Origin of the sequence: Pseudomonas sp. 18175, from assembly GCF_050432925.1 — a bacterium.
Lineage (GTDB): Bacteria > Pseudomonadota > Gammaproteobacteria > Pseudomonadales > Pseudomonadaceae > Aquipseudomonas.
Genome location: NZ_JBKFTO010000029.1, coordinates 25,634 through 44,785, shown reverse-complemented (window position 1 = coordinate 44,785; position 19,152 = coordinate 25,634). Strand labels below are relative to the sequence as shown.

Annotated in this window: 20 protein-coding genes; 9 read left to right on the top strand and 11 right to left on the bottom strand. The window is 60.3% G+C overall.

What is annotated here, in order from left to right; translation table 11 throughout:
* Window positions 1–318: 318 nt before the first annotated feature.
* The 4 genes from glnA (at window position 319) to ntrC (ending at window position 5,142) form a co-directional block, all read left to right on the top strand.
* The gene (glnA, locus tag ACLD1Y_RS27865) at window positions 319–1,725 is read left to right on the top strand and encodes a type I glutamate--ammonia ligase (RefSeq protein WP_064054085.1); all 1,407 of its coding nucleotides are present in this window, start codon (window positions 319–321) and stop codon (window positions 1,723–1,725) included.
* 168 nt (window positions 1,726–1,893) lie between these two features.
* Complete coding sequence (locus ACLD1Y_RS27860; protein WP_429480905.1) at window positions 1,894–2,319, top strand: cupin domain-containing protein; 426 nt, start codon at window positions 1,894–1,896, stop codon at window positions 2,317–2,319.
* 304 nt (window positions 2,320–2,623) lie between these two features.
* Complete coding sequence (gene glnL, locus ACLD1Y_RS27855; protein WP_016979130.1) at window positions 2,624–3,709, top strand: nitrogen regulation protein NR(II); 1,086 nt, start codon at window positions 2,624–2,626, stop codon at window positions 3,707–3,709.
* The gene (gene ntrC / locus ACLD1Y_RS27850) at window positions 3,706–5,142 is read left to right on the top strand and encodes a nitrogen regulation protein NR(I) (RefSeq protein ID WP_017734849.1); all 1,437 of its coding nucleotides are present in this window, start codon (window positions 3,706–3,708) and stop codon (window positions 5,140–5,142) included. The genes glnL and ntrC overlap by 4 nt, the downstream gene beginning before the upstream one ends.
* Window positions 5,143–5,766: 624 nt before the next feature.
* On the opposite strand, the gene ACLD1Y_RS27845 is transcribed toward ntrC, so the two are convergent.
* Window positions 5,767–6,207 (bottom strand): hypothetical protein, encoded by a 441-nt coding sequence (locus ACLD1Y_RS27845; RefSeq protein WP_429480904.1) that lies wholly within the window; start codon window positions 6,205–6,207, stop codon window positions 5,767–5,769.
* Between ACLD1Y_RS27845 and ACLD1Y_RS27840 the strand changes: the two genes are divergently transcribed.
* Window positions 6,206–6,661 carry a tRNA (cytidine(34)-2'-O)-methyltransferase gene (locus ACLD1Y_RS27840; RefSeq protein ID WP_003171120.1) on the top strand — a complete coding sequence of 152 codons (456 nt, stop codon included), beginning with the start codon at window positions 6,206–6,208 and terminating at the stop codon, window positions 6,659–6,661. The genes ACLD1Y_RS27845 and ACLD1Y_RS27840 overlap by 2 nt on opposite strands.
* 132 nt (window positions 6,662–6,793) lie before the next feature.
* On the opposite strand, the gene secB is transcribed toward ACLD1Y_RS27840, so the two are convergent.
* Genes secB through ACLD1Y_RS27825 form a run of 3 tightly spaced genes read right to left on the bottom strand, consistent with a single transcriptional unit; the run spans window position 6,794 to window position 7,974 of the window.
* Complete coding sequence (secB, locus tag ACLD1Y_RS27835) at window positions 6,794–7,273, bottom strand: protein-export chaperone SecB (protein ID WP_003171119.1); 480 nt, start codon at window positions 7,271–7,273, stop codon at window positions 6,794–6,796.
* Between the two features lie 34 nt (window positions 7,274–7,307).
* Window positions 7,308–7,559: a glutaredoxin 3 gene (gene grxC / locus ACLD1Y_RS27830; RefSeq protein WP_017734847.1), complete on the bottom strand. Its 252-nt coding sequence runs from the start codon at window positions 7,557–7,559 to the stop codon at window positions 7,308–7,310.
* 1 nt (window position 7,560) lies between these two features.
* Window positions 7,561–7,974, bottom strand: a complete 414-nt coding sequence (locus tag ACLD1Y_RS27825) for a rhodanese-like domain-containing protein (RefSeq protein WP_429480903.1) — start codon at window positions 7,972–7,974, stop codon at window positions 7,561–7,563.
* Between the two features lie 152 nt (window positions 7,975–8,126).
* Here ACLD1Y_RS27825 and gpmI point away from each other — a divergent pair, with 152 nt between their 5' ends.
* The 4 genes from gpmI (at window position 8,127) to ACLD1Y_RS27805 (ending at window position 13,336) form a co-directional block, all read left to right on the top strand.
* Entirely contained in the window at window positions 8,127–9,653 is a 1,527-nt protein-coding gene (gene gpmI / locus ACLD1Y_RS27820) for a 2,3-bisphosphoglycerate-independent phosphoglycerate mutase (protein WP_429480902.1), read from the top strand.
* 259 nt (window positions 9,654–9,912) lie between these two features.
* Complete coding sequence (locus ACLD1Y_RS27815) at window positions 9,913–11,208, top strand: murein hydrolase activator EnvC family protein (RefSeq protein ID WP_429480901.1); 1,296 nt, start codon at window positions 9,913–9,915, stop codon at window positions 11,206–11,208.
* Window positions 11,209–11,238: 30 nt separating this feature from the next.
* Entirely contained in the window at window positions 11,239–12,555 is a 1,317-nt protein-coding gene (locus tag ACLD1Y_RS27810; protein WP_429480900.1) for a S41 family peptidase, read from the top strand.
* A gap of 1 nt (window position 12,556) precedes the next feature.
* Window positions 12,557–13,336 carry a divergent polysaccharide deacetylase family protein gene (locus ACLD1Y_RS27805; RefSeq protein ID WP_429480899.1) on the top strand — a complete coding sequence of 260 codons (780 nt, stop codon included), beginning with the start codon at window positions 12,557–12,559 and terminating at the stop codon, window positions 13,334–13,336.
* Here ACLD1Y_RS27805 and ACLD1Y_RS27800 read toward each other — a convergent pair.
* The 7 genes from ACLD1Y_RS27800 to ACLD1Y_RS27770 all read right to left on the bottom strand — a co-directional run bounded on the left by ACLD1Y_RS27800 (window position 13,327) and on the right by ACLD1Y_RS27770 (window position 19,015).
* On the bottom strand, window positions 13,327–14,082 hold the full coding sequence (locus ACLD1Y_RS27800) for a substrate-binding periplasmic protein (protein ID WP_429480898.1): 756 nt from the start codon (window positions 14,080–14,082) through the stop codon (window positions 13,327–13,329). The two genes, ACLD1Y_RS27805 and ACLD1Y_RS27800, sit on opposite strands and share 10 nt — an antisense overlap.
* A gap of 67 nt (window positions 14,083–14,149) precedes the next feature.
* Window positions 14,150–14,920 (bottom strand): imidazole glycerol phosphate synthase subunit HisF, encoded by a 771-nt coding sequence (hisF, locus tag ACLD1Y_RS27795; protein ID WP_429480897.1) that lies wholly within the window; start codon window positions 14,918–14,920, stop codon window positions 14,150–14,152.
* A 9-nt stretch (window positions 14,921–14,929) separates the two neighbouring features.
* Complete coding sequence (gene hisA / locus ACLD1Y_RS27790) at window positions 14,930–15,667, bottom strand: 1-(5-phosphoribosyl)-5-[(5-phosphoribosylamino)methylideneamino]imidazole-4-carboxamide isomerase (RefSeq protein ID WP_003187784.1); 738 nt, start codon at window positions 15,665–15,667, stop codon at window positions 14,930–14,932.
* A 39-nt stretch (window positions 15,668–15,706) separates the two neighbouring features.
* On the bottom strand, window positions 15,707–15,964 hold the full coding sequence (locus ACLD1Y_RS27785) for a DUF2164 domain-containing protein (protein ID WP_429480896.1): 258 nt from the start codon (window positions 15,962–15,964) through the stop codon (window positions 15,707–15,709).
* Window positions 15,965–16,603, bottom strand: a complete 639-nt coding sequence (gene hisH / locus ACLD1Y_RS27780; protein ID WP_159960341.1) for an imidazole glycerol phosphate synthase subunit HisH — start codon at window positions 16,601–16,603, stop codon at window positions 15,965–15,967. It abuts the gene before it with no gap.
* Window positions 16,603–17,196, bottom strand: coding sequence for an imidazoleglycerol-phosphate dehydratase HisB (gene hisB / locus ACLD1Y_RS27775; RefSeq protein WP_003218037.1), 594 nt, complete (start codon window positions 17,194–17,196; stop codon window positions 16,603–16,605). The genes hisH and hisB overlap by 1 nt, the downstream gene beginning before the upstream one ends.
* Window positions 17,197–17,353: 157 nt before the next feature.
* Complete coding sequence (locus tag ACLD1Y_RS27770; RefSeq protein ID WP_429480895.1) at window positions 17,354–19,015, bottom strand: OFA family MFS transporter; 1,662 nt, start codon at window positions 19,013–19,015, stop codon at window positions 17,354–17,356.
* Window positions 19,016–19,152: the final 137 nt, after the last annotated feature.

Here is a 19,152-nt window from a genome sequence, read left to right as displayed (position 1 = left end):
GGGCCTGCTGAAAAAGGGGGGCGCGGATTATAGCGGAAATCGCTCAAGGTTTAACCAGTTAATATGCATCTGACCGCCATCGCACTAAACCGGTGCATTTGCGCACGACATCGCCACATTGCGGTGCGCTATTTTCGGGCTTTTGTCGCATTGCACCTTTATAGGGGCGTTTTTGGACCAAAAAACCCATGTTGGCGCACTGGCATGCAATTTGCTCTCTTGTGAGGCAGGTTGCCATGGCGGAGTATCCGCGCCGGCATCACCCACATTCTAAGGGCTAACTCCACTACCCCAGCCCGAAGCCACCCGGAGGACACTATGTCGAAGTCGGTTCAACTCATCAAAGATCATGACGTTAAATGGATTGATCTGCGCTTCACGGACACCAAAGGCACTCAGCACCACGTGACCATGCCGGCTCGCGACGCGCTGGATGATGCTTTCTTCGAAGAAGGCAAAATGTTCGACGGCTCCTCCATCGCTGGCTGGAAAGGCATTGAAGCCTCCGACATGATCCTGATGCCGGACGACAGCACTGCCGTACTGGACCCGTTCACCGAAGAGCCAACCCTGATCCTGGTTTGCGACGTGATCGAGCCTTCGACCATGCAAGGCTACGACCGCGACCCACGTGCGATCGCCAAGCGTGCCGAGGAATACCTCAAGTCCACCGGTATCGGTGACACCGTATTCGTAGGTCCAGAGCCTGAGTTCTTCATCTTTGACCAAGTGAAGTTCAAGTCCGATATCTCCGGTTCCATGTTCAAGATCTACTCCGAACAAGGTTCGTGGATGTCCGACCAGGACGTGGAAGGCGGCAACCATGGCCACCGTCCAGGCATCAAAGGTGGTTACTTCCCAGTTCCGCCGTTCGACCACGACCACGAAATCCGTACCTCCATGTGCAACGCCATGGAAGACATGGGCCTGGTCATCGAAGTGCACCACCACGAAGTGGCCACTGCCGGTCAGAACGAAATCGGTGTGAAATTCAACACCTTGGTTGCCAAGGCTGACGAAGTTCAAACCCTGAAGTACTGCGTACACAACACTGCCGTTGCCTACGGCCGTACCGCTACCTTCATGCCTAAGCCTCTGTACGGCGATAACGGTTCGGGTATGCACGTTCACCTGTCCATCGCTAAAGATGGCAAGAACACCTTCGCTGGCGAAGGTTATGCCGGCCTGTCCGACACTGCCCTGTACTTCATCGGCGGTATCATCAAGCACGGTAAGGCCCTGAACGGCTTCACCAACCCGTCGACCAACTCCTACAAGCGTCTGGTCCCAGGTTTCGAAGCTCCGGTAATGCTGGCCTACTCGGCTCGCAACCGTTCCGCCTCGATCCGTATTCCTTACGTGTCCAGCCCGCGCGCTCGCCGTATCGAAGCTCGCTTCCCGGATCCAGCAGCCAACCCGTACCTGGCCTTCGCTGCCTTGGTAATGGCTGGCCTGGACGGTATCCAGAACAAGATCCACCCAGGCGATGCCGCCGACAAAAACTTGTACGACCTGCCGCCTGAAGAGGCCAAAGAGATCCCACAAGTCTGCGGCAGCCTGAAAGAAGCCCTGGAAGAACTGGACAAGGGCCGTGCGTTCCTGACCAAAGGCGGCGTGTTCAGCGACGACTTCATCGACGCTTACATCGGCCTGAAAAGCGAAGAAGAAATCAAGGTTCGTACCTTCGTACACCCACTGGAATACGAGCTGTACTACAGCTGCTGATCCGGTAGCGCTGTTTAACGTGGCGTGATGAAAAAGACCTCCTTCGGGAGGTCTTTTTTTTGCCCAGCTTTTAAGCGTGCTTCCTACTTCTTTTTAGGCACCGCCCGACATCCCCACCCACTTCGGTACACATAGCCTTGCAGGCCACTCACCTAAGTGGACGGAACCATGAACACCCTCAAATACTTGATTGCAACAGCGGCCTGCCTGTCTGCACTCGGTTGCAGCAGCCAAATGAAAAACACTCCACAAATCGAACGGGAAATCCTGCTCCAAAGCCGCGAATCATGGGACGGTACGCCTTACAACGCGTACCCCGCAGGCGCACCGGAGCTCACGCTGCTCAAGCTCAAGATTCCAGCGAACACGCAGCTGCCTTGGCATAGCCATCCGATGCCGAATGCCGCGTACATCGTCTCGGGAGAGCTGACTGTTGAAACCCGCGAAGGCGGACTCAAGCGCACGCTGAAACAGGGACAAACCCTTGCCGAGATGGTAGGTACGGTGCACCGAGGCACGACGGGCGACGCTCCGGTTGAGCTGCTGGTGTTCTATGCAGGCGAGCCGGGCATGGCGCTGTCCCACCCGCACTGACCTACCCCCACCCACAAGAGGTTGATCGCTCACAAGCCAGCGCCAAAAAAGATCAACCTCAACACTTCCTGAACAAAGCTCGAAGAAACGCACTATATTGGTGCGACGGCCTGCACCCTTCCCACCTAGCCAACCCATTTTGGTTCGAAACTTCCCGAGCAAGCTGGCAGAACGCCACAGTTTTGCGCCTTAAACCCCCATTTCAGGGCTTTCGCGCTTCTTTTCGGAGCCTTGGTTTGGTTTTTGCATTTTCCTTGTATCAGCGTGTGCCCGAAGCCCGCGCCTTGCTCCAAAAGAGGTCCTGATGACCATCAGCGATGCACTGCACCGTTTGTTACTCGACAACCTGACCACCGCGACCATCCTGCTCAATGACGATTTGCGTCTTGAGTACATGAACCCGGCGGCGGAGATGCTCCTGGCCATCAGCGGCCAGCGCAGCCATGGGCAGTTCATCAGCGAATTGTTCACCGAGTCGGCCGAAGCCCTGAGCTCGTTGCGCCAGGCAGTGGAGCAAGCACATCCATTCACCAAGCGCGAAGCGATGCTCACCGCCCTCACCGGCCAGACGCTGACCGTCGATTACGCTGTGACCCCGATCCTGAGCAACGGCGCCACCCTGCTGCTGCTTGAAGTGCACCCCCGCGACCGCCTGCTGCGCATCACCAAAGAAGAAGCGCAGTTGTCCAAGCAGGAGACCAGCAAGATGTTGGTGCGCGGCCTGGCCCACGAGATCAAGAACCCCCTGGGCGGTATCCGTGGCGCGGCGCAACTGCTGGCCCGCGAGCTACCCGACGAGAACCTCAAGGACTACACCAACGTCATCATCGAAGAGGCCGATCGCCTGCGTAACCTGGTGGACCGTATGCTCGGCTCCAACAAGCTGCCATCGCTGGCGATGACCAACGTGCATGAGGTGCTGGAGCGCGTCTGCCAGCTGGTCGAGGCCGAAAGCCAAGGCTGCATCACCTTGGTGCGCGACTATGACCCAAGCATTCCCGACGTATTAATCGACCGCGAGCAGATGATCCAGGCGGTGCTCAATATTGTGCGCAACGCCATGCAGGCCATCAGCAGCCAAAACGAGCTGCGCCTAGGCCGCATCAGCCTGCGCACCCGTGCCCTGCGCCAGTTCACCATCGGCCACGTGCGCCATCGCCTGGTGACCAAGGTCGAGATCATCGACAACGGCCCCGGCATTCCTGCGGAACTCCAGGAAACCATTTTCTTTCCCATGGTCAGCGGCCGCCCGGACGGTACCGGGCTGGGCCTGGCCATTACCCAGAACATCATCAGCCAGCACCAGGGACTGATCGAATGTGAGAGCCATCCTGGCCACACCACGTTCTCGATCTTTCTGCCTCTGGAACAAGGAGCCCCATCGACATGAGCCGTAGTGAAACTGTCTGGATCGTCGATGACGACCGTTCTATCCGCTGGGTCCTCGAGAAAGCCTTGCAACAGGAAGGCATGACCACCCAGAGCTTCGACAGCGCCGACGGCGTGATGAGCCGCCTGGCTCGCCAGCAGCCGGACGTGATCATCTCCGACATCCGCATGCCCGGCGCCAGTGGCCTGGACCTGTTGGCACGCATCCGCGAGCAGCACCCGCGCCTGCCGGTGATCATCATGACTGCGCACTCGGACCTGGACAGCGCTGTCGCGTCCTACCAAGGTGGTGCGTTTGAATACCTGCCCAAGCCGTTCGATGTGGACGAGGCGGTAGCGCTGGTCAAACGTGCCAACCAGCACGCCCAGGAACAACAAAGCCAGGAAGCCCCACCGGCCCTGACCCGCACCCCGGAAATCATCGGCGAAGCGCCAGCGATGCAGGAAGTGTTTCGCGCCATCGGGCGCTTGAGCCACTCCAACATCACCGTGCTGATCAACGGCGAGTCGGGCACGGGTAAAGAGTTGGTAGCGCATGCGCTGCACCGTCACAGCCCACGGGCGGCCTCGCCGTTTATCGCGCTGAACATGGCGGCGATTCCGAAAGACCTGATGGAATCCGAACTGTTCGGCCATGAGAAAGGCGCATTCACCGGCGCCGCCAACCTGCGGCGCGGGCGTTTTGAACAGGCCGACGGCGGCACCTTGTTCCTCGATGAAATCGGCGATATGCCGGCCGACACCCAGACTCGCCTGTTGCGGGTGCTGGCAGACGGCGAGTTCTATCGCGTGGGCGGCCACACGCCGGTCAAGGTCGACGTGCGCATCATCGCGGCGACCCACCAGAACCTGGAAACTCTGGTGCACGCGGGCAAGTTCCGCGAAGACTTGTTCCACCGCCTCAACGTGATCCGCATCCACATCCCGCGTATGTCGGACCGTCGTGAAGACATCCCGACGCTGGCCCGACACTTCCTCAGCCGCGCCGCCCAAGAGCTGGCCGTCGAGCCCAAGCTGCTGAAAAGCGAGACCGAGGAATACCTGAAAAACCTGCCGTGGCCCGGCAACGTGCGCCAGTTGGAAAACACCTGCCGCTGGATCACCGTAATGGCGTCCGGTCGGGAAGTGCACATCAGCGACTTGCCGCCCGAGCTGTTGAGCCTGCCGCAAGACTCGGCACCGGTGACCAACTGGGAGCAGGCACTGCGCCAATGGGCCGACCAGGCCCTGGCACGCGGCCAGTCCAACCTGCTGGACAGCGCCGTGCCGGCGTTTGAGCGGATCATGATCGAGACTGCCCTGAAGCACACCGCCGGTCGCCGTCGCGATGCGGCAGTGCTGCTGGGTTGGGGGCGTAACACCTTGACTCGCAAGATCAAGGAACTGGGCATGAAGGTCGATGGTGGGGATGACGACGAGGGCGACGACGCCTGACACCGCTCTAACATCCACCGAAGATCCAATGTGGGAGCGGGCTTGCTCGCGAATGCGGTGTATCAGGCACAGATTTTTTGTCTGACCCACCGCTTTCGCGAGCAAGCCCGCTCCCACATTTGGATCTCCATTAGCTTCGGGATTGTGCACCGCTTCAATGCACCATGAACCGGCATCGAGCACAGGCCTAAACTTCGAAACAATCGCCCAATAAAAAAATCTTCATACAAACAAAACACCAAAGCCCCGTATTCCGGGGCTTTGCGCTTTATAAAGAATTTTTTCGGCACAACTTGGCCACTCTGGCACGCGCCCTGCAATAACCCTTGTACTACCCAGTTTCGGGGACCTTGGTACAGGCAGGCCGAGAATCCCCTCTTTACACCCGGGGTGCTTGATGCGAACCGCGTCGCGCTCCACACCGCTTTGGGGAACCTCGGTACAGGCAGGCCGGGGATTCCCTCTTTAACACCGAAGCCTTCAAAGGCTTCACCCCGTTTTGGGAGCCCTGGTACAGGCAGGCCGGGAACTCCCTTCTTTACACCCGGGGCTTATGTGGCGTTACGCCCAAAGCCCCAGCCCGTTTTGGGGACCTTGGTACAGGCAGGCCGGGGATTCCCTCTTTTATTGCTCTTGGAGATGGATCTCCAGCCGCCAGCGATCATCGACCTCTTCGCCTTTCCACTCCCCGCGCAACGGCCGAGCCGCCACCAGGTTCAGCAGCAAGCCCGCATCGGTCTTGCGCACGCGCCAATTCACATCCTTGTCATTGACCTTCAGTTTCCCGCTGGCAGCATTGCCCTGGGCGTCGAACAGCAGCGCCACGGTGCCGTCGATATGCTCGCCGTGCAGCTTTGGTTCGCTGTTGAACCACACCACCACGCCGTCTGCCGCCGTCTCGACCTGTTGCAGCTCGATGGGGTCCGGGGTGGTCAGGCGACCGATCATCAGCCCCACCATCATGCCGACAATCGCCAAAGAGCCCATGACCCTCGGCATTAGCTTCGGTCTTGGGTCCTCTTCGGGGGTAGAATGCAGCGCATCTTTACCTTCGGAGCCGTGCATGTTTCACGTCATCCTTTTTCAACCAGAAATTCCGCCGAATACCGGCAACGTTATCAGGCTGTGCGCCAACAGTGGCTGCCACCTGCATTTGATCGAGCCGCTGGGCTTCGACATGGACGACAAGCGCCTGCGCCGCGCCGGCCTGGACTACCACGAGTACGCCACGCTCAAGCGCCATGCAGACTTGGCCAGTTGCCTGGAAAGCCTGGGGCATCCACGGTTGTTTGCGTTTACCACCAAGGGTTCGCGTCCGTTTCATGATGCCAGCTTTGCCGAAGGGGATGCCTTCCTGTTCGGCCCTGAGAGTCGTGGCCTGCCTGCTGAGGTACTGGATGCGCTGCCCGATGGCCATCGCCTGCGTTTGCCGATGCGCGAAGGTTGCCGCAGCTTGAACCTGTCCAACACTGTGGCGGTTGCTGTCTATGAAGGCTGGCGCCAACTCGGCTTCAAGTAACACACATAACAAAATGTGGGAGCGGGCTTGCTCGCGAATGCGGTGTGTCAGTCACTGAAGTTATCGACTGAAATACCGCATTCGCGAGCAAGCCCGCTCCCACATTTGATCGGTGTCGCTGTTCAGAACCGATTACTGAACGGTCGACGAACCTTCCTGTTGCATGCGCTGCAGCTCTTGAGCGTACAGGGCATCAAAGTTCACCGGAGCCAGCATCAACGCCGGGAACGAGCCACGGGTAACCAGGCTGTCCAGGGTCTCACGGGCATAAGGGAACAGGATGTTCGGGCAGAACGCGCCCAGGGTGTGGCTCATGGACGCTTCGTCCAGGCCTTGGATCAGGAAGATACCGGCCTGTTGCACTTCAGCAATGAAGGCTACTTCTTCGCCGTTCTTGACGGTGACCGACAGGGTCAGCACGACTTCGTGGAAGTCGCCTTCCAGGGCTTTTTGGCGGGTGTTCAGGTCCAGGGCAACGCTTGGGGTCCATTCCTGGCGGAAGATGGCCGGGCTTTTCGGCGCTTCAAACGACAGGTCACGCACGTAGATGCGCTGCAGCGAGAACTGTGGGCCTTGGTCTTGCGCAGCTTCGGTGTTCTGTTGGTCAGTCATCGCAGATCCTTGTGATCTTGGGGTCTTTTAGGGGTTAGGCGAGCAGCGCATCAAGCTTACCGGCGCGCTCCAGGGCAAACAGGTCGTCGCAACCACCGATGTGCTTGGCGCCGATCCAGATTTGCGGCACGGACGTGCGCCCCGCCTTCTGGGCCATTTCGGCACGCACCTGGGGTTTGCCATCGACCTTGATCTCTTCGAAGGCAACGCCCTTCTTCTCCAGCAAGGCCTTGGCCCGCATGCAGTAAGGACACCAATCGCTGGAATACACGACAACCTGGCTCATATCACTTCACCAGCGGAAGGTTATCGGCCTTCCAGCTGCCGATACCGCCGGACAGTTTGGCGGCGGTGAAACCGGTCTTGAGCATTTCGCGGGCGTGGGTGCCGGCGTGCTGACCTTGGGCGTCGACCAGGATGATGGTCTTGGCCTTGTATTTTTCAAGCTCCGCCAGGCGCGCGATCAGCTTGTCCTGCGGAATATTGAGAGCGCCAACGATATGGCCGGCGGCGAATTCCTTGACCGGACGGATATCCACGACAACGGCTTCATCCTTGTTGACCAGCGCGGTCAGCTCCGCCGTGCTCAGGCTGCGGCCACCGCGGCTCAACTCGTGAGCGATCAGCAGCGCCAGCAGGATGACGAAGGCACCCACGAGCAGGTAGTGGGCAGTGGCAAATGCAATCAGGTGATCAACCATCAAGGAGGTTCCAGGGCGTTAAAATGGCGGTAAGTATACACAGCCGTCAGGGGGGGCCAACCCCCGTAAAGCGGTGACGTGGTCGGAACTTCGCTTTAAACTGCCACTCCCTTTTCAATCGCCTTCCTTTTATTACTGCCACGAGAGGATCTATGACTACTACGCCTAAACCTTTGGTCCTGATAATTCTCGATGGCTTCGGACACAGTGAAAGCCACCACGACAACGCGGTGTACGCGGCCAAGAAGCCGGTACTGGACCGATTGATGGCCACTGTTCCCAACGGCCTGATCTCCGGCTCCGGCATGGATGTAGGTCTGCCGGATGGCCAGATGGGTAACTCGGAAGTCGGCCACATGAATCTGGGCGCCGGACGGGTGGTCTATCAGGACTTCACCCGCGTGACCAAAGCGATCCGCGATGGCGAGTTCTTCGAAAACCCAACCATCTGCGCCGCAGTAGATAAAGCAGTGGCGGCTGGCAAGGCCGTGCACTTCATGGGCCTGTTGTCCGATGGCGGCGTACACAGCCACCAAGACCACCTGGTCGCCATGGCCGAGCTGGCGTTCAAGCGTGGCGCCGACAAGATCTACCTGCACGCCTTCCTCGACGGTCGCGACACCCCGCCCAAAAGCGCGCAATCGTCCATCGAACTGCTGGACGCCACGTTCGCCGCCCTGGGCAAGGGTCGCATCGCCAGCCTGGTGGGCCGTTATTTCGCCATGGACCGTGACAACCGCTGGGACCGCGTGTCCCAAGCCTACAATTTGATTGTCGACGGCCAGGCCGAATTCAACGCCGCTACCGCCCAGGAAGGCCTGGAAGCCGCCTACGCCCGTGGCGAGAGCGACGAATTCGTTAAAGCCACCACCATCGGCGAGCCAGTGAAAGTGGAAGACGGCGACGCCGTGATCTTCATGAACTTCCGCGCCGACCGCGCCCGCGAGCTGAGCCGCGTGTTTGTCGAAGACGGTTTCAAAGAGTTCGAACGCGCGCGCCAGCCCAAGGTGCACTACGTCGGCCTGACCCAATACGCCGCCAGCATCCCAGCGCCTGCCGCGTTCGCACCGGGCAGCCTGGAAAACGTGCTGGGCGACTACCTGGCCAAAAACGGCAAGACCCAGCTGCGCATTGCCGAAACTGAAAAATACGCCCACGTGACCTTTTTCTTCTCCGGCGGACGTGAAGAACCGTTCCCCGGCGAAGAGCGCATCCTGATCCCGTCGCCAAAAGTCGCCACCTACGACCTGCAGCCGGAAATGAGCGCGCCCGAGGTTACCGACAAGATCGTCGATGCCATCGAACACCAGCGTTATGACGTGATTGTGGTCAACTACGCCAACGGCGACATGGTCGGCCACAGTGGCAACCTGGCTGCCGCGACCAAGGCCGTGGAATGCCTGGACCTGTGCGTCGGGCGCATCGTTGATGCACTGGAAAAAGTCGGCGGCGAAGCGCTGATCACCGCCGACCACGGCAACTGTGAGCAAATGTCGGACGAATCCACTGGCCAAGCCCACACGGCGCACACGACTGAGCCGGTGCCGTTCATCTATGTCGGTAAGCGTGATTTGAAGGTGCGTGAAGGCGGCGTGCTGGCGGACGTGGCGCCGACCATGCTGAAGCTGATGGGGCTGGAGAAGCCGGCTGAAATGACCGGGACTTCGATTCTGGTGTGATCTAAAGCACATTGCAAAACCAGTGTGGGAGCGGGCTTGCTCGCGAAAGCGGTAGTTCAGTCGATATTTTCGGCGACTGACACACCGTATTCGCGAGCAAGCCCGCTCCCACATTGGTTTTGCGTCGTTTGGAGGATGTCTTTTTGCCATCCCGCTGCCACTCGACACCTATCTTGCCCCCCACCCCGAATTGGACGTTTTTTTTGCCGCTGTTGGCGGGCATACTAGGCCGTCCATTTCCCTGGTGTCGCCCGCCTCTATGCTTCGCGCCTTGATTACCCTTGCTCTTGTCTGCCTGCTCCAACCGGCGTTTGCCGATGAGCGCGCACAAACCCAACAACAGTTGGACGCTACGCGTCAGGACATTACCGAGCTGAAAAAACTGCTCGGCAAGCTCCAGGAAGAAAAATCCGGCGTGCAAAAAGACCTGCGCGGCACGGAAACCGAGATGGGCAAGCTGGAGAAGCAAGTCCAGGAGCTGCAAAAAGAATTAAAGAAGAGCGAGTCGGAACTGGAGCGACTCGACGCTGAGAAAAAAAAACTCCAGAGCGCACGGGTTGAACAGCAACGCCTGATCGCTATCCAGGCCCGCGCCGCCTACCAGAACGGCCGCCAGGAATACCTCAAGCTGCTGCTCAACCAGCAGAACCCCGAGAAATTCGCGCGCACCCTCACCTACTACGACTACCTGAGCAAGGCCCGCTTGGAGCAATTGAAAAGCTTCAACGAGACCCTGCGCCAGTTGGTCAACGTCGAGCAGGAAATCGCCAACCAGCAGTCCCAGCTCGAAGACCAGCAAAACGCTCTTACCGCCCAGCGCGACGAGCTGGAGAAGGTGCGCAAGGAGCGCCAGCTGGCTCTGGCCAAGCTCAACGACGATGTAAAGGCCCGCGACGCCAAGCTGCAAGCCCGCGAGCAAGACCAGGCCGACTTGGCCAAAGTCCTCAAGACCATCGAAGAAACCCTGGCCCGCCAGGCACGTGAGGCCGAAGAAGCGCGGCAGAAAGCGCTGATCGCCCAGCAGGAAGCCGAAAAAAAGCGCCAGCGTGAGGCCGAGCTGGCAGCCACCACCGACGCTCCAGCGCCGCGTAAACCGGCGCATGCAGCCCCTGGCCCACTGGTTTCCAGCGCCGGCGAGAACTTCGGAGGACCTTTCGCTTCGGCACGCGGCAAACTTCCATGGCCAGTTGATGGTCGATTACTGGCACGCTTTGGGGAAACCCGTGGCGATGACACCCGCGCCAAGTGGGATGGGGTGATGATCAGCGCCTCTGCCGGCAGCCAGGTGCACGCCGTTCACGGTGGGCGCGTGGTGTTTGCCGATTGGCTGCGGGGCGCCGGTTTGTTGGTGATTCTTGACCACGGTAATGGCTATTTGAGCCTTTACGGCCACAATCAGACTTTACTCAAGTCGGCAGGTGATGTTGTAAAAGCCGGTGAATCCATTTCCACTGTGGGTAACAGTGGTGGCCAGGACACCCCGGCGCTGTACTTCGCTATTCGTCAGCAGGGTCGCCCGAGCGACCCTGCACAATGGTGCCGTTCCCAAGGATAGGGTCGCATCTACATTAGGAGTTCGTTCGACATGCTGCATTTGTCCCGCCTTACATCGCTGGCTCTGACGATCGCCCTGGTGATCGGCGCGCCTCTGGCTTTCGCCGACCAGGCAGCACCTGCTGCACCTGCTGCCACGGCCGCGACCACCAAGGCACCATTGCCGCTGGACGAGTTGCGCACCTTTGCCGAGGTCATGGACCGCATCAAAGCCGCGTATGTCGAACCCGTAGACGACAAGACCCTGCTGGAAAATGCCATCAAGGGCATGCTCAGCAACCTCGACCCGCACTCCGCCTACCTGGGCCCGGAAGACTTTGCCGAGCTGCAGGAAAGCACCAGCGGTGAGTTCGGCGGCCTGGGCATTGAAGTCGGCTCCGAAGACGGCAACGTCAAAGTCGTGTCGCCGATCGACGACACCCCGGCGTCGAAAGCGGGCATCCAAGCCGGTGACTTTATCGTCAAGATCAACGGCCAGCCGACCCGCGGCCAGACCATGACCGAAGCCGTCGACAAGATGCGCGGCAAGATCGGCCAGAAGATCACCCTGACCCTGGTGCGCGACGGCGGCACGCCGTTTGACGTGACGCTGACCCGCGCCACCATCACGGTCAAGAGCGTGAAGAGCCAACTGCTGGAATCGGGCTACGGTTACATCCGCATCACCCAGTTCCAGGTCAAGACCGGCGACGAAGTGGCCAAGGCCCTGGCCAAGCTGCGCAAGGACAACGGCAAGAAGCTCAACGGCATCGTGCTCGACCTGCGTAACAACCCAGGTGGCGTGCTGCAGGCAGCGGTAGAAGTGGTTGACCACTTCATCACCAAAGGCCTGATCGTGTACACCAAGGGCCGTATCGCCAACTCCGAGCTGCGCTTCTCGGCCACCGGCAACGACCTGAGCGAAGGCGTGCCACTGGCCGTGCTGATCAACGGCGGCAGCGCCTCGGCCTCGGAAATCGTCGCTGGCGCCCTGCAAGACCAAAAACGCGGCGTGCTGATGGGCACCACCAGCTTCGGCAAAGGCTCGGTGCAAACCGTGTTGCCGCTGAACAACGAGCGCGCAGTGAAGATCACCACTGCGCTGTACTACACGCCAAATGGCCGCTCGATCCAGGCCCAGGGCATCGTGCCGGACATCGAAGTGCGCAAGGCCAAGATCACCAGCGAGGCCGACAGCGAGTACTACAAGGAAGCAGACCTGCAAGGCCACCTGGGCAATGGCAACGGCGGTGCCGACCAGCCAACCGGCAGCGCCGCCAAAGCCAAGCCGATGCCTCAGGACGATGACTACCAACTGGCCCAGGCGCTGAGCCTGCTCAAGGGCTTGAGCATCACCCGCAGCCGTTGATATGCGCTTTACCCTGATCATCGCTGTGCTGTGCAGCCTGGCCGGAGTCGCTCACGCGGCCCCGGCCAGCGAGCCGCACAAAGCCTACCTGACCCTCATCATCGACGACCTTGGGCAAAACCTGCCCAGGGATCGTCGCGTGCTGGCCCTGCCGGGGCCGGTGACCACGGCGATCATGCCCGACACACCCCACGCTGCCGAATTCGCCCGTGAGGCCCACAAGGCCGGCAAGATAGTGATCCTGCACATGCCCATGGACCCGGCCACCGGCCCCTTCGCCTGGCACCCCGAGTTGCCCATCGAGGAACTCGGCAAGCGCCTGGACGCCGCGTTCAAGGCGGTTCCCTATACCGCAGGGATCAACAACCACATGGGCAGTCGTATGACCGCGCAACCGGAGGCGATGGCTTGGTTGATGGCCGAGCTGCAACGGCGCAACAAGTTCTTTGTCGACAGTCGCACCAGTGCGCAAACCGTGGCGGCCGCCGAGGCCCAGAAGATCGGCCTGGCCAGCGTCTCGCGGGATGTGTTCCTGGACGATGAGCGCACTGAAGCGGCCATCACCACGCAGTTGCAAACCGCGATCAAACTGGCCCATAAACAAGGTTCGGCGGTGATGATCGGTCACCCGTATCCGCAAACCCTAGCGGTGCTGGAGCGCGAACTGCCCAAGCTCAAGGCCCAGGGCGTGGACTGGATCGATATCAAGCTGATGATCAGCGTGCGCAGCAATCAAGCCATGGCAGGGCACGGCAAGAACGGTACTTATCGCTACAAATAACGCGCCATGATCTGGTCCACAAGGCCATCCTTGCGCAACTGGTCCAGCGCAGCCTGCAACTTGACCACCACCTCATCCGGCACGTCTTTGTTCAGCGCCAGGTACAGCTGGGCACTGTTGAAGCGCAGCACGGTCTTGAGCCCGGTTACACCGACTTGGCGCGCGAGGTAGCGCCCTGCGGGATCACCGGTGGCCCACAAGTCGATCTGGCCATCCAGCAGCTTTTGCGCGTTATCCTGGTCGCGCAGCACCACTATCGGATCGAGGCCCTGCTTTTCCAAGGTCTGTGCAATGGCATCGCCCTTGTACGCGCCGATCTTATAGCGGCGCGCCTGTTCAAGGTCGGCCAGTTGGATCTTGCTGTCGGCCTTGGCCAGCAGCACCCAATCGTCCGGGCCGATGGGGCCGACCCATTTGAATAAAGCTTCGCGATCCGGCAGGCGGGCCATCACGAACACGCCGTAGCCGGGTTTTTCCAAGGCAAGTTTGTAGATTCGCTCCCAAGGAAACCGCAGGGTGAGGTTGTAGGAAATGCCGGCACGCTTGAAGGTCTCGCGCACGATGTCCACGGCGATGCCTTCGATGTTGTCTTCCTTGGCAAAGTTCTTGCCGTTTTTCGCCATGTTGTACGGCGGGAAGTTTTCCGTCAGCAACACCAGGGCGGGGTCGGACGGCTCTTCGGCGTGAGCCGAACCTGCCAGAAAGATGGAGGTACTGGCGAGGGCGAGCAGCAGGTGTTTGAACATGAAGGGCTACCGGAATCCATGGCAAGCGCAGAGAGTGCCGCGCACTTGCCATGGTGTCCAGCAGCGTTTAGCGAACGACGATGCCGCGCGCCGCCATGTAGGCTTTTGCCTCGGGAACGGTGTATTCGCCAAAGTGGAAAATACTCGCCGCCAGCACGGCACTGGCGTGGCCTTTGATCACGCCGTCGGCCAAATGCTGCAGGTTGCCAACGCCGCCGGAAGCGATCACCGGAATGCCCAGCGCGTCGCTGATGGCACGGGTTACGCCGAGGTCGAAGCCGTTTTTCATGCCGTCCTGGTCCATGCTGGTCAGCAGGATTTCACCGGCGCCCAGGCCCTCCATCTTCATCGCCCACTCCACCGCATCCAGGCCGGTGGGTTTACGTCCGCCGTGGGTGAAGATCTCCCAGCGCGGGGTTTCACCCGGGCCGGAAACCTTCTTGGCGTCGATGGCCACGACGATGCACTGCGAGCCAAAGTGCTGCGCCGCTTCGCCGACGAACTCCGGGTTGAACACGGCGGCGGTGTTGATCGAGACCTTGTCCGCGCCGGCGTTGAGCAGGTTGCGGATGTCTTGCACGGTGCGCACGCCACCGCCCACGGTCAGCGGGATGAAGACCTGGCTGGCCATGCGTTCGACGGTATGCAGCGTGGTGTCACGGCCATCGACGCTGGCGGTGATGTCGAGAAAGGTAATCTCGTCGGCACCTTGCTCATCGTAGCGACGAGCAATTTCCACCGGGTCACCGGCGTCGCGGATGTTCTCGAACTTGACGCCCTTGACCACGCGACCGTTGTCGACGTCCAGGCAAGGGATGATGCGTTTGGCCAGCGCCATGGTCAGTCCTCAGCCGTTGTAGGCATCGCAGTAAGCCTGGGCTTCGGCGACGTCCAGGGTGCCTTCGTAGATCGCACGGCCGGTGATGGCGCCAATGATGCCAGGGGCCTTGGCGTCCAGCAGCGACTTGATGTCGCCCAGGTTATGGATGCCGCCGGAAGCGATCACCGGGATCTTGGTCGCAGCGGCCAGCGCGGCGGTGAACGGTACGTTGCAGCCCTGCATCATGCCGTCTTTGGCGATGTCGGTATAAACGATGGCGGACACGCCGTCGGCTTCGAACTGCTTGGCCAGGTCGATCACTTGCACGGTGCTGATTTCAGCCCAGCCGTCGGTGGCGACGAAACCGTCCTTGGCGTCCAGGCCAACGATGACCTTGCCCGGGAACGCGCGGCAGGCTTCGGCGACGAAGGCTGGGTCTTTGACCGCCTTGGTGCCGATGATCACGTAGCTGACGCCAGCCTTGACGTAGTGCTCGATGGTTTCCAGGGAGCGGATACCGCCGCCGATCTGGATCGGCAGGTTCGGGTAGCGCTTGGCGATGGCGGTCACCACTTCACCATTGACCGGCTGGCCTTCGAAGGCACCGTTCAAGTCCACCAGATGCAGGCGGCGGCAGCCTCCTTCTACCCATTTGGCAGCCATGCTCACCGGGTCATCGGAGAACACGGTGGAGTCTTCCATGCGGCCTTGGCGCAGACGTACGCAGGCGCCGTCCTTGAGATCGATAGCGGGGATAATCAGCATCTGGCAAACCTTATTCGATATTCAGCAATGCTTGGGAAATCAGGGTTTCTCAAGCGACCACAAGTCGCTTTCGATGCTTTCGAACCTTTCTTTAAGGAGCGTCTGCGTATCGAAAATCGCCTTGTTGTAATAGTGCGGAGCCACTTCGGTGGTAAACAGTTCGAGGATCTCAGCAACCTCGAACGAACCCAGCTTGAGCTCGAAGCGATCTTCCATGAACCGCTTGATCTTGAGGGTAGCCTCACTCTCCTGCTCGGGCGTGAGGTTCAAGAGCGGCAACCTCGGCTTCTTGGCCATTTACCAGCGCCCATCCCAGGCGGCGAAGTTCTGCAGCAATTGCAGGCCATGGGTATGGCTCTTCTCTGGGTGGAACTGCACGGCAAAACGCGAGCCTTCGGCCAACGCGGCGGCGAAATCGACGCCGTAGTGCCCACCACCCACCACCTGGCGCGGGTTACCGGCGGCGATGTAGTAGCTGTGCACAAAGTAGAAGCGCGCCAGGTCTGGAATGTCGTGCCACAGCGGGTGATCCACAGTCTGGCTGACTTCGTTCCAGCCCATGTGCGGGACTTTCAGGTGGGCGCCGTCTTCGTGCAAGTCCTTGCCGAAGAACTTCACCTGGCCTGGGAACAGGCCGATGCAGTCCACGCCGTCGTTCTCTTCACTGCGGTCAAGCAAGGCTTGCATGCCCACGCAGATGCCGAGGAACGGGCGGTCCTGGCTGACTTCACGCACCAGGCTGTCAAAGCCCAGGCGGCGAATCTCGGCCATGCAATCGCGAATCGCGCCAACGCCGGGAAACACCACCCGGTCGGCTTCGCGAATCACCTTGGCATCGCTGGTGATCAGCACCTTGCCGGCACCTACGTGTTCGAGGGCCTTGGCCACCGAGTGCAGGTTACCCATGCCGTAATCGATAACCGCGACCGTCTGCATTACAGGACGCCCTTGGTCGAAGGCATTTGCCCGGCCATGCGGTCATCGAGTTCCACGGCCATGCGCAGGGCGCGGCCGAAAGCCTTGAACACGGTTTCGATCTGGTGGTGGGTGTTGGTGCCGCGCAGGTTGTCGATGTGCAGGCTGACCAGTGCGTGGTTGACGAAACCCTGGAAGAATTCCTGGAACAGGTCAACGTCAAAGCCGCCGACGGTGGCGCGGGTGTAGGGCACGTGCATCTGCAGGCCTGGACGGCCAGAGAAGTCGATGACTACGCGCGACAGCGCTTCGTCCAGCGGGACATAGGCGTGGCCGTAACGGCGGATGCCTTTTTTGTCGCCGATGGCCTTGGCAAACGCCTGGCCAAGGGTGATACCGACGTCTTCCACCGTGTGGTGGTCGTCGATATGCAGGTCGCCCTTGCTGACGATATCCAGGTCGATCAGCCCGTGACGGGCGATCTGGTCCAGCATGTGCTCAAGAAAAGGTACACCGATATCAAATCGGGCCTTTCCGGTGCCATCCAGGTTAATCGAGGCTTTGATCTGGGTTTCCAGAGTGTCGCGCTCGACGGACGCCTTACGTTCGGCCATCACCAGCTCCGCAAAATCATTGGGCGAAAAAGGCAGCCATTATAGGGGCGCGGGCGCCAAACAGAAACATCGGAGGGGATAAGACTGATGGAGTGTCGGGGATAGACATGTGCATACAAGCAGGTGCTCCAGGATGGTGCACCTGCCTGTATTCAACTTAGTGGAACAGTACCGCCGTCTTCTGCAGGGTCACCCACACACCCCACGCCAACGGAATACCCACCACCAGCCAGGCCGCGATGGCCAATGGCACGGTGCCGGACGCAGCTTTCCACTCCAGGGAAGTCGTGGCGTCTGCACCCTTGTCATGACCCAGCGCCTGTTCGGCAGCCAGCTCGGCGTCGGTCATGAAGTACTTGTCGGCCACCGGACGTACAAGCATGTTGCAGATGAAACCGAGCACCAAGAGGCCCGCGAGGATATACAACGTGATGTCGTAAGCCGCAGCGCGTTCCACGCCGATGCTCAGTTGATATTCACGCAGGTAGTTCACCAGCACCGGACCCAGCACACCCGCCGCCGCCCAGGCGGTCAGCAGGCGACCGTGGATCGCGCCCACCATCTGTGTACCGAACAGGTCGGCCAGGTAAGCAGGCACCGTCGCAAAACCACCGCCGTACATCGACAGGATGATGCAGAACGCCGCCACGAACAGCGCCACGTTGCCCAGATGACCCAGGTTCGGGATCAGCGCATACAGGGCAAAGCCCAGGGCGAAAAACACGAAGTAGGTGTTTTTACGGCCCAGGTAGTCAGAGAACGACGCCCAGAAGAACCGGCCGCCGATGTTGAACAGGCTCAACAAACCGGTGAAGCCCGCCGCGATGGCCGCGATAGAGGCCAGTTGACCCGCATCCAGCTGACCAAACGGCACATCCACGCCCAACAGCTTGCCGCCGAACACTTCCTGCAACAGTGGCGAAGCCATGCCGAGGATGCCGATACCGGCGGATACGTTCAGGCACAGCACCAGCCATACCAGGCGGAACTGCGGGGTTTTCCAGGCCACATTCACGTGCACGTGACGGTGGGTGATCATCGCGTTGCTGGCTTTTTTCGCCGGCGCGGTCCAGCCCTCAGGCTTCCAGCCGGTTGGCGGAACGCGATAGGACAAGGCGCCGCCGATCATGAACACGAAGTAAATCGCAGCCATCACCAGGAAGCTCTGCCAAACGCCGACGCTGGTTGGCGAGGCGAAGTGGCCCATCAATGCAGCGGCCAGCGGGGCGCCAACCATTGCGCCGCCGCCGAAGCCCATGATCGCCATGCCGGTAGCCATGCCGCGCTTATCCGGGAACCACTTGATCAGGGTCGACACAGGCGAGATATAACCCAGGCCCAGGCCGATACCACCAATGACCCCGGAGCCGATCCACATCAGCCAGATCTGGTGGGTATAGATACCCAGCGCCGAGATCAACAGACCGCCACACCAGCACAGCGCCGATACAACGCCGGCCTTACGTGGCCCGGCATGTTCCAGCCAGCCGCCCCAGATGGCTGCCGAGCAGCCCAGGAAGATGAAGAACAGGGTGTAGATCCAGCCCAGCATGGAGATGGGCCAGTCGCATTGGGACGAGAAGACTTGGGCGATAAAGCTCATGTCCGGCGCACAGGCCACCGGCTTGGTAATCCCCAGTGCCTTGGACAGCGGCAACCAGAACACCGAGAAGCCGTAGGCCATGCCGATGCACAGGTGGATAGCCAGGGCGGCCGGCGGAACCAGCCAGCGGTTGAAGCCGGGCTTGGCGATGATGCGTTCCTTGGACAGGAACGCAGGCTGTGCGGCAGTTGAAGCTGCCGCAGTGCTAGTGCTCATTGGTGTTTCCCCCAGTTGTTAGTATGTGTCCGTCAGGCGCTCTCTCCCTCGGCCTTGCACGCAGAGCGTTGGCCGTTGTCTTGAGTAAAGCTCCATTTAAGCGCGACGCTATGTCGCAGAAGGCAGACGAACCGGCG

Bases quoted from the DNA above. Each gene is read 5' to 3' on its own strand.
- glnA (WP_064054085.1), top strand. From the start codon at position 319: ATGTCGAAGTCGGTTCAACTCATCAAAGATCATGACGTTAAATGGATT.
- ntrC (WP_017734849.1), top strand. From the start codon at position 3,706: ATGAGCCGTAGTGAAACTGTCTGGATCGTCGATGACGACCGTTCTATC.
- hisF (WP_429480897.1), bottom strand. From the start codon at position 14,920: ATGGCGCTGGCCAAACGCATCATCCCTTGCCTGGACGTCGACAACGGT.
- grxC (WP_017734847.1), bottom strand. From the start codon at position 7,559: ATGAGCCAGGTTGTCGTGTATTCCAGCGATTGGTGTCCTTACTGCATG.
- ACLD1Y_RS27800 (WP_429480898.1), bottom strand. From the start codon at position 14,082: ATGTTCAAACACCTGCTGCTCGCCCTCGCCAGTACCTCCATCTTTCTG.
- ACLD1Y_RS27810 (WP_429480900.1), top strand. From the start codon at position 11,239: ATGCTGCATTTGTCCCGCCTTACATCGCTGGCTCTGACGATCGCCCTG.
- ACLD1Y_RS27770 (WP_429480895.1), bottom strand. From the start codon at position 19,015: ATGAGCACTAGCACTGCGGCAGCTTCAACTGCCGCACAGCCTGCGTTC.
- glnL (WP_016979130.1), top strand. From the start codon at position 2,624: ATGACCATCAGCGATGCACTGCACCGTTTGTTACTCGACAACCTGACC.
- hisA (WP_003187784.1), bottom strand. From the start codon at position 15,667: ATGCTGATTATCCCCGCTATCGATCTCAAGGACGGCGCCTGCGTACGT.
- ACLD1Y_RS27860 (WP_429480905.1), top strand. From the start codon at position 1,894: ATGAACACCCTCAAATACTTGATTGCAACAGCGGCCTGCCTGTCTGCA.
- ACLD1Y_RS27815 (WP_429480901.1), top strand. From the start codon at position 9,913: ATGCTTCGCGCCTTGATTACCCTTGCTCTTGTCTGCCTGCTCCAACCG.
- ACLD1Y_RS27785 (WP_429480896.1), bottom strand. From the start codon at position 15,964: ATGGCCAAGAAGCCGAGGTTGCCGCTCTTGAACCTCACGCCCGAGCAG.
- ACLD1Y_RS27840 (WP_003171120.1), top strand. From the start codon at position 6,206: ATGTTTCACGTCATCCTTTTTCAACCAGAAATTCCGCCGAATACCGGC.
- hisB (WP_003218037.1), bottom strand. From the start codon at position 17,196: ATGGCCGAACGTAAGGCGTCCGTCGAGCGCGACACTCTGGAAACCCAG.
- secB (WP_003171119.1), bottom strand. From the start codon at position 7,273: ATGACTGACCAACAGAACACCGAAGCTGCGCAAGACCAAGGCCCACAG.
- ACLD1Y_RS27825 (WP_429480903.1), bottom strand. From the start codon at position 7,974: ATGGTTGATCACCTGATTGCATTTGCCACTGCCCACTACCTGCTCGTG.
- ACLD1Y_RS27805 (WP_429480899.1), top strand. From the start codon at position 12,557: ATGCGCTTTACCCTGATCATCGCTGTGCTGTGCAGCCTGGCCGGAGTC.
- ACLD1Y_RS27845 (WP_429480904.1), bottom strand. From the start codon at position 6,207: ATGCACGGCTCCGAAGGTAAAGATGCGCTGCATTCTACCCCCGAAGAG.
- gpmI (WP_429480902.1), top strand. From the start codon at position 8,127: ATGACTACTACGCCTAAACCTTTGGTCCTGATAATTCTCGATGGCTTC.
- hisH (WP_159960341.1), bottom strand. From the start codon at position 16,603: ATGCAGACGGTCGCGGTTATCGATTACGGCATGGGTAACCTGCACTCG.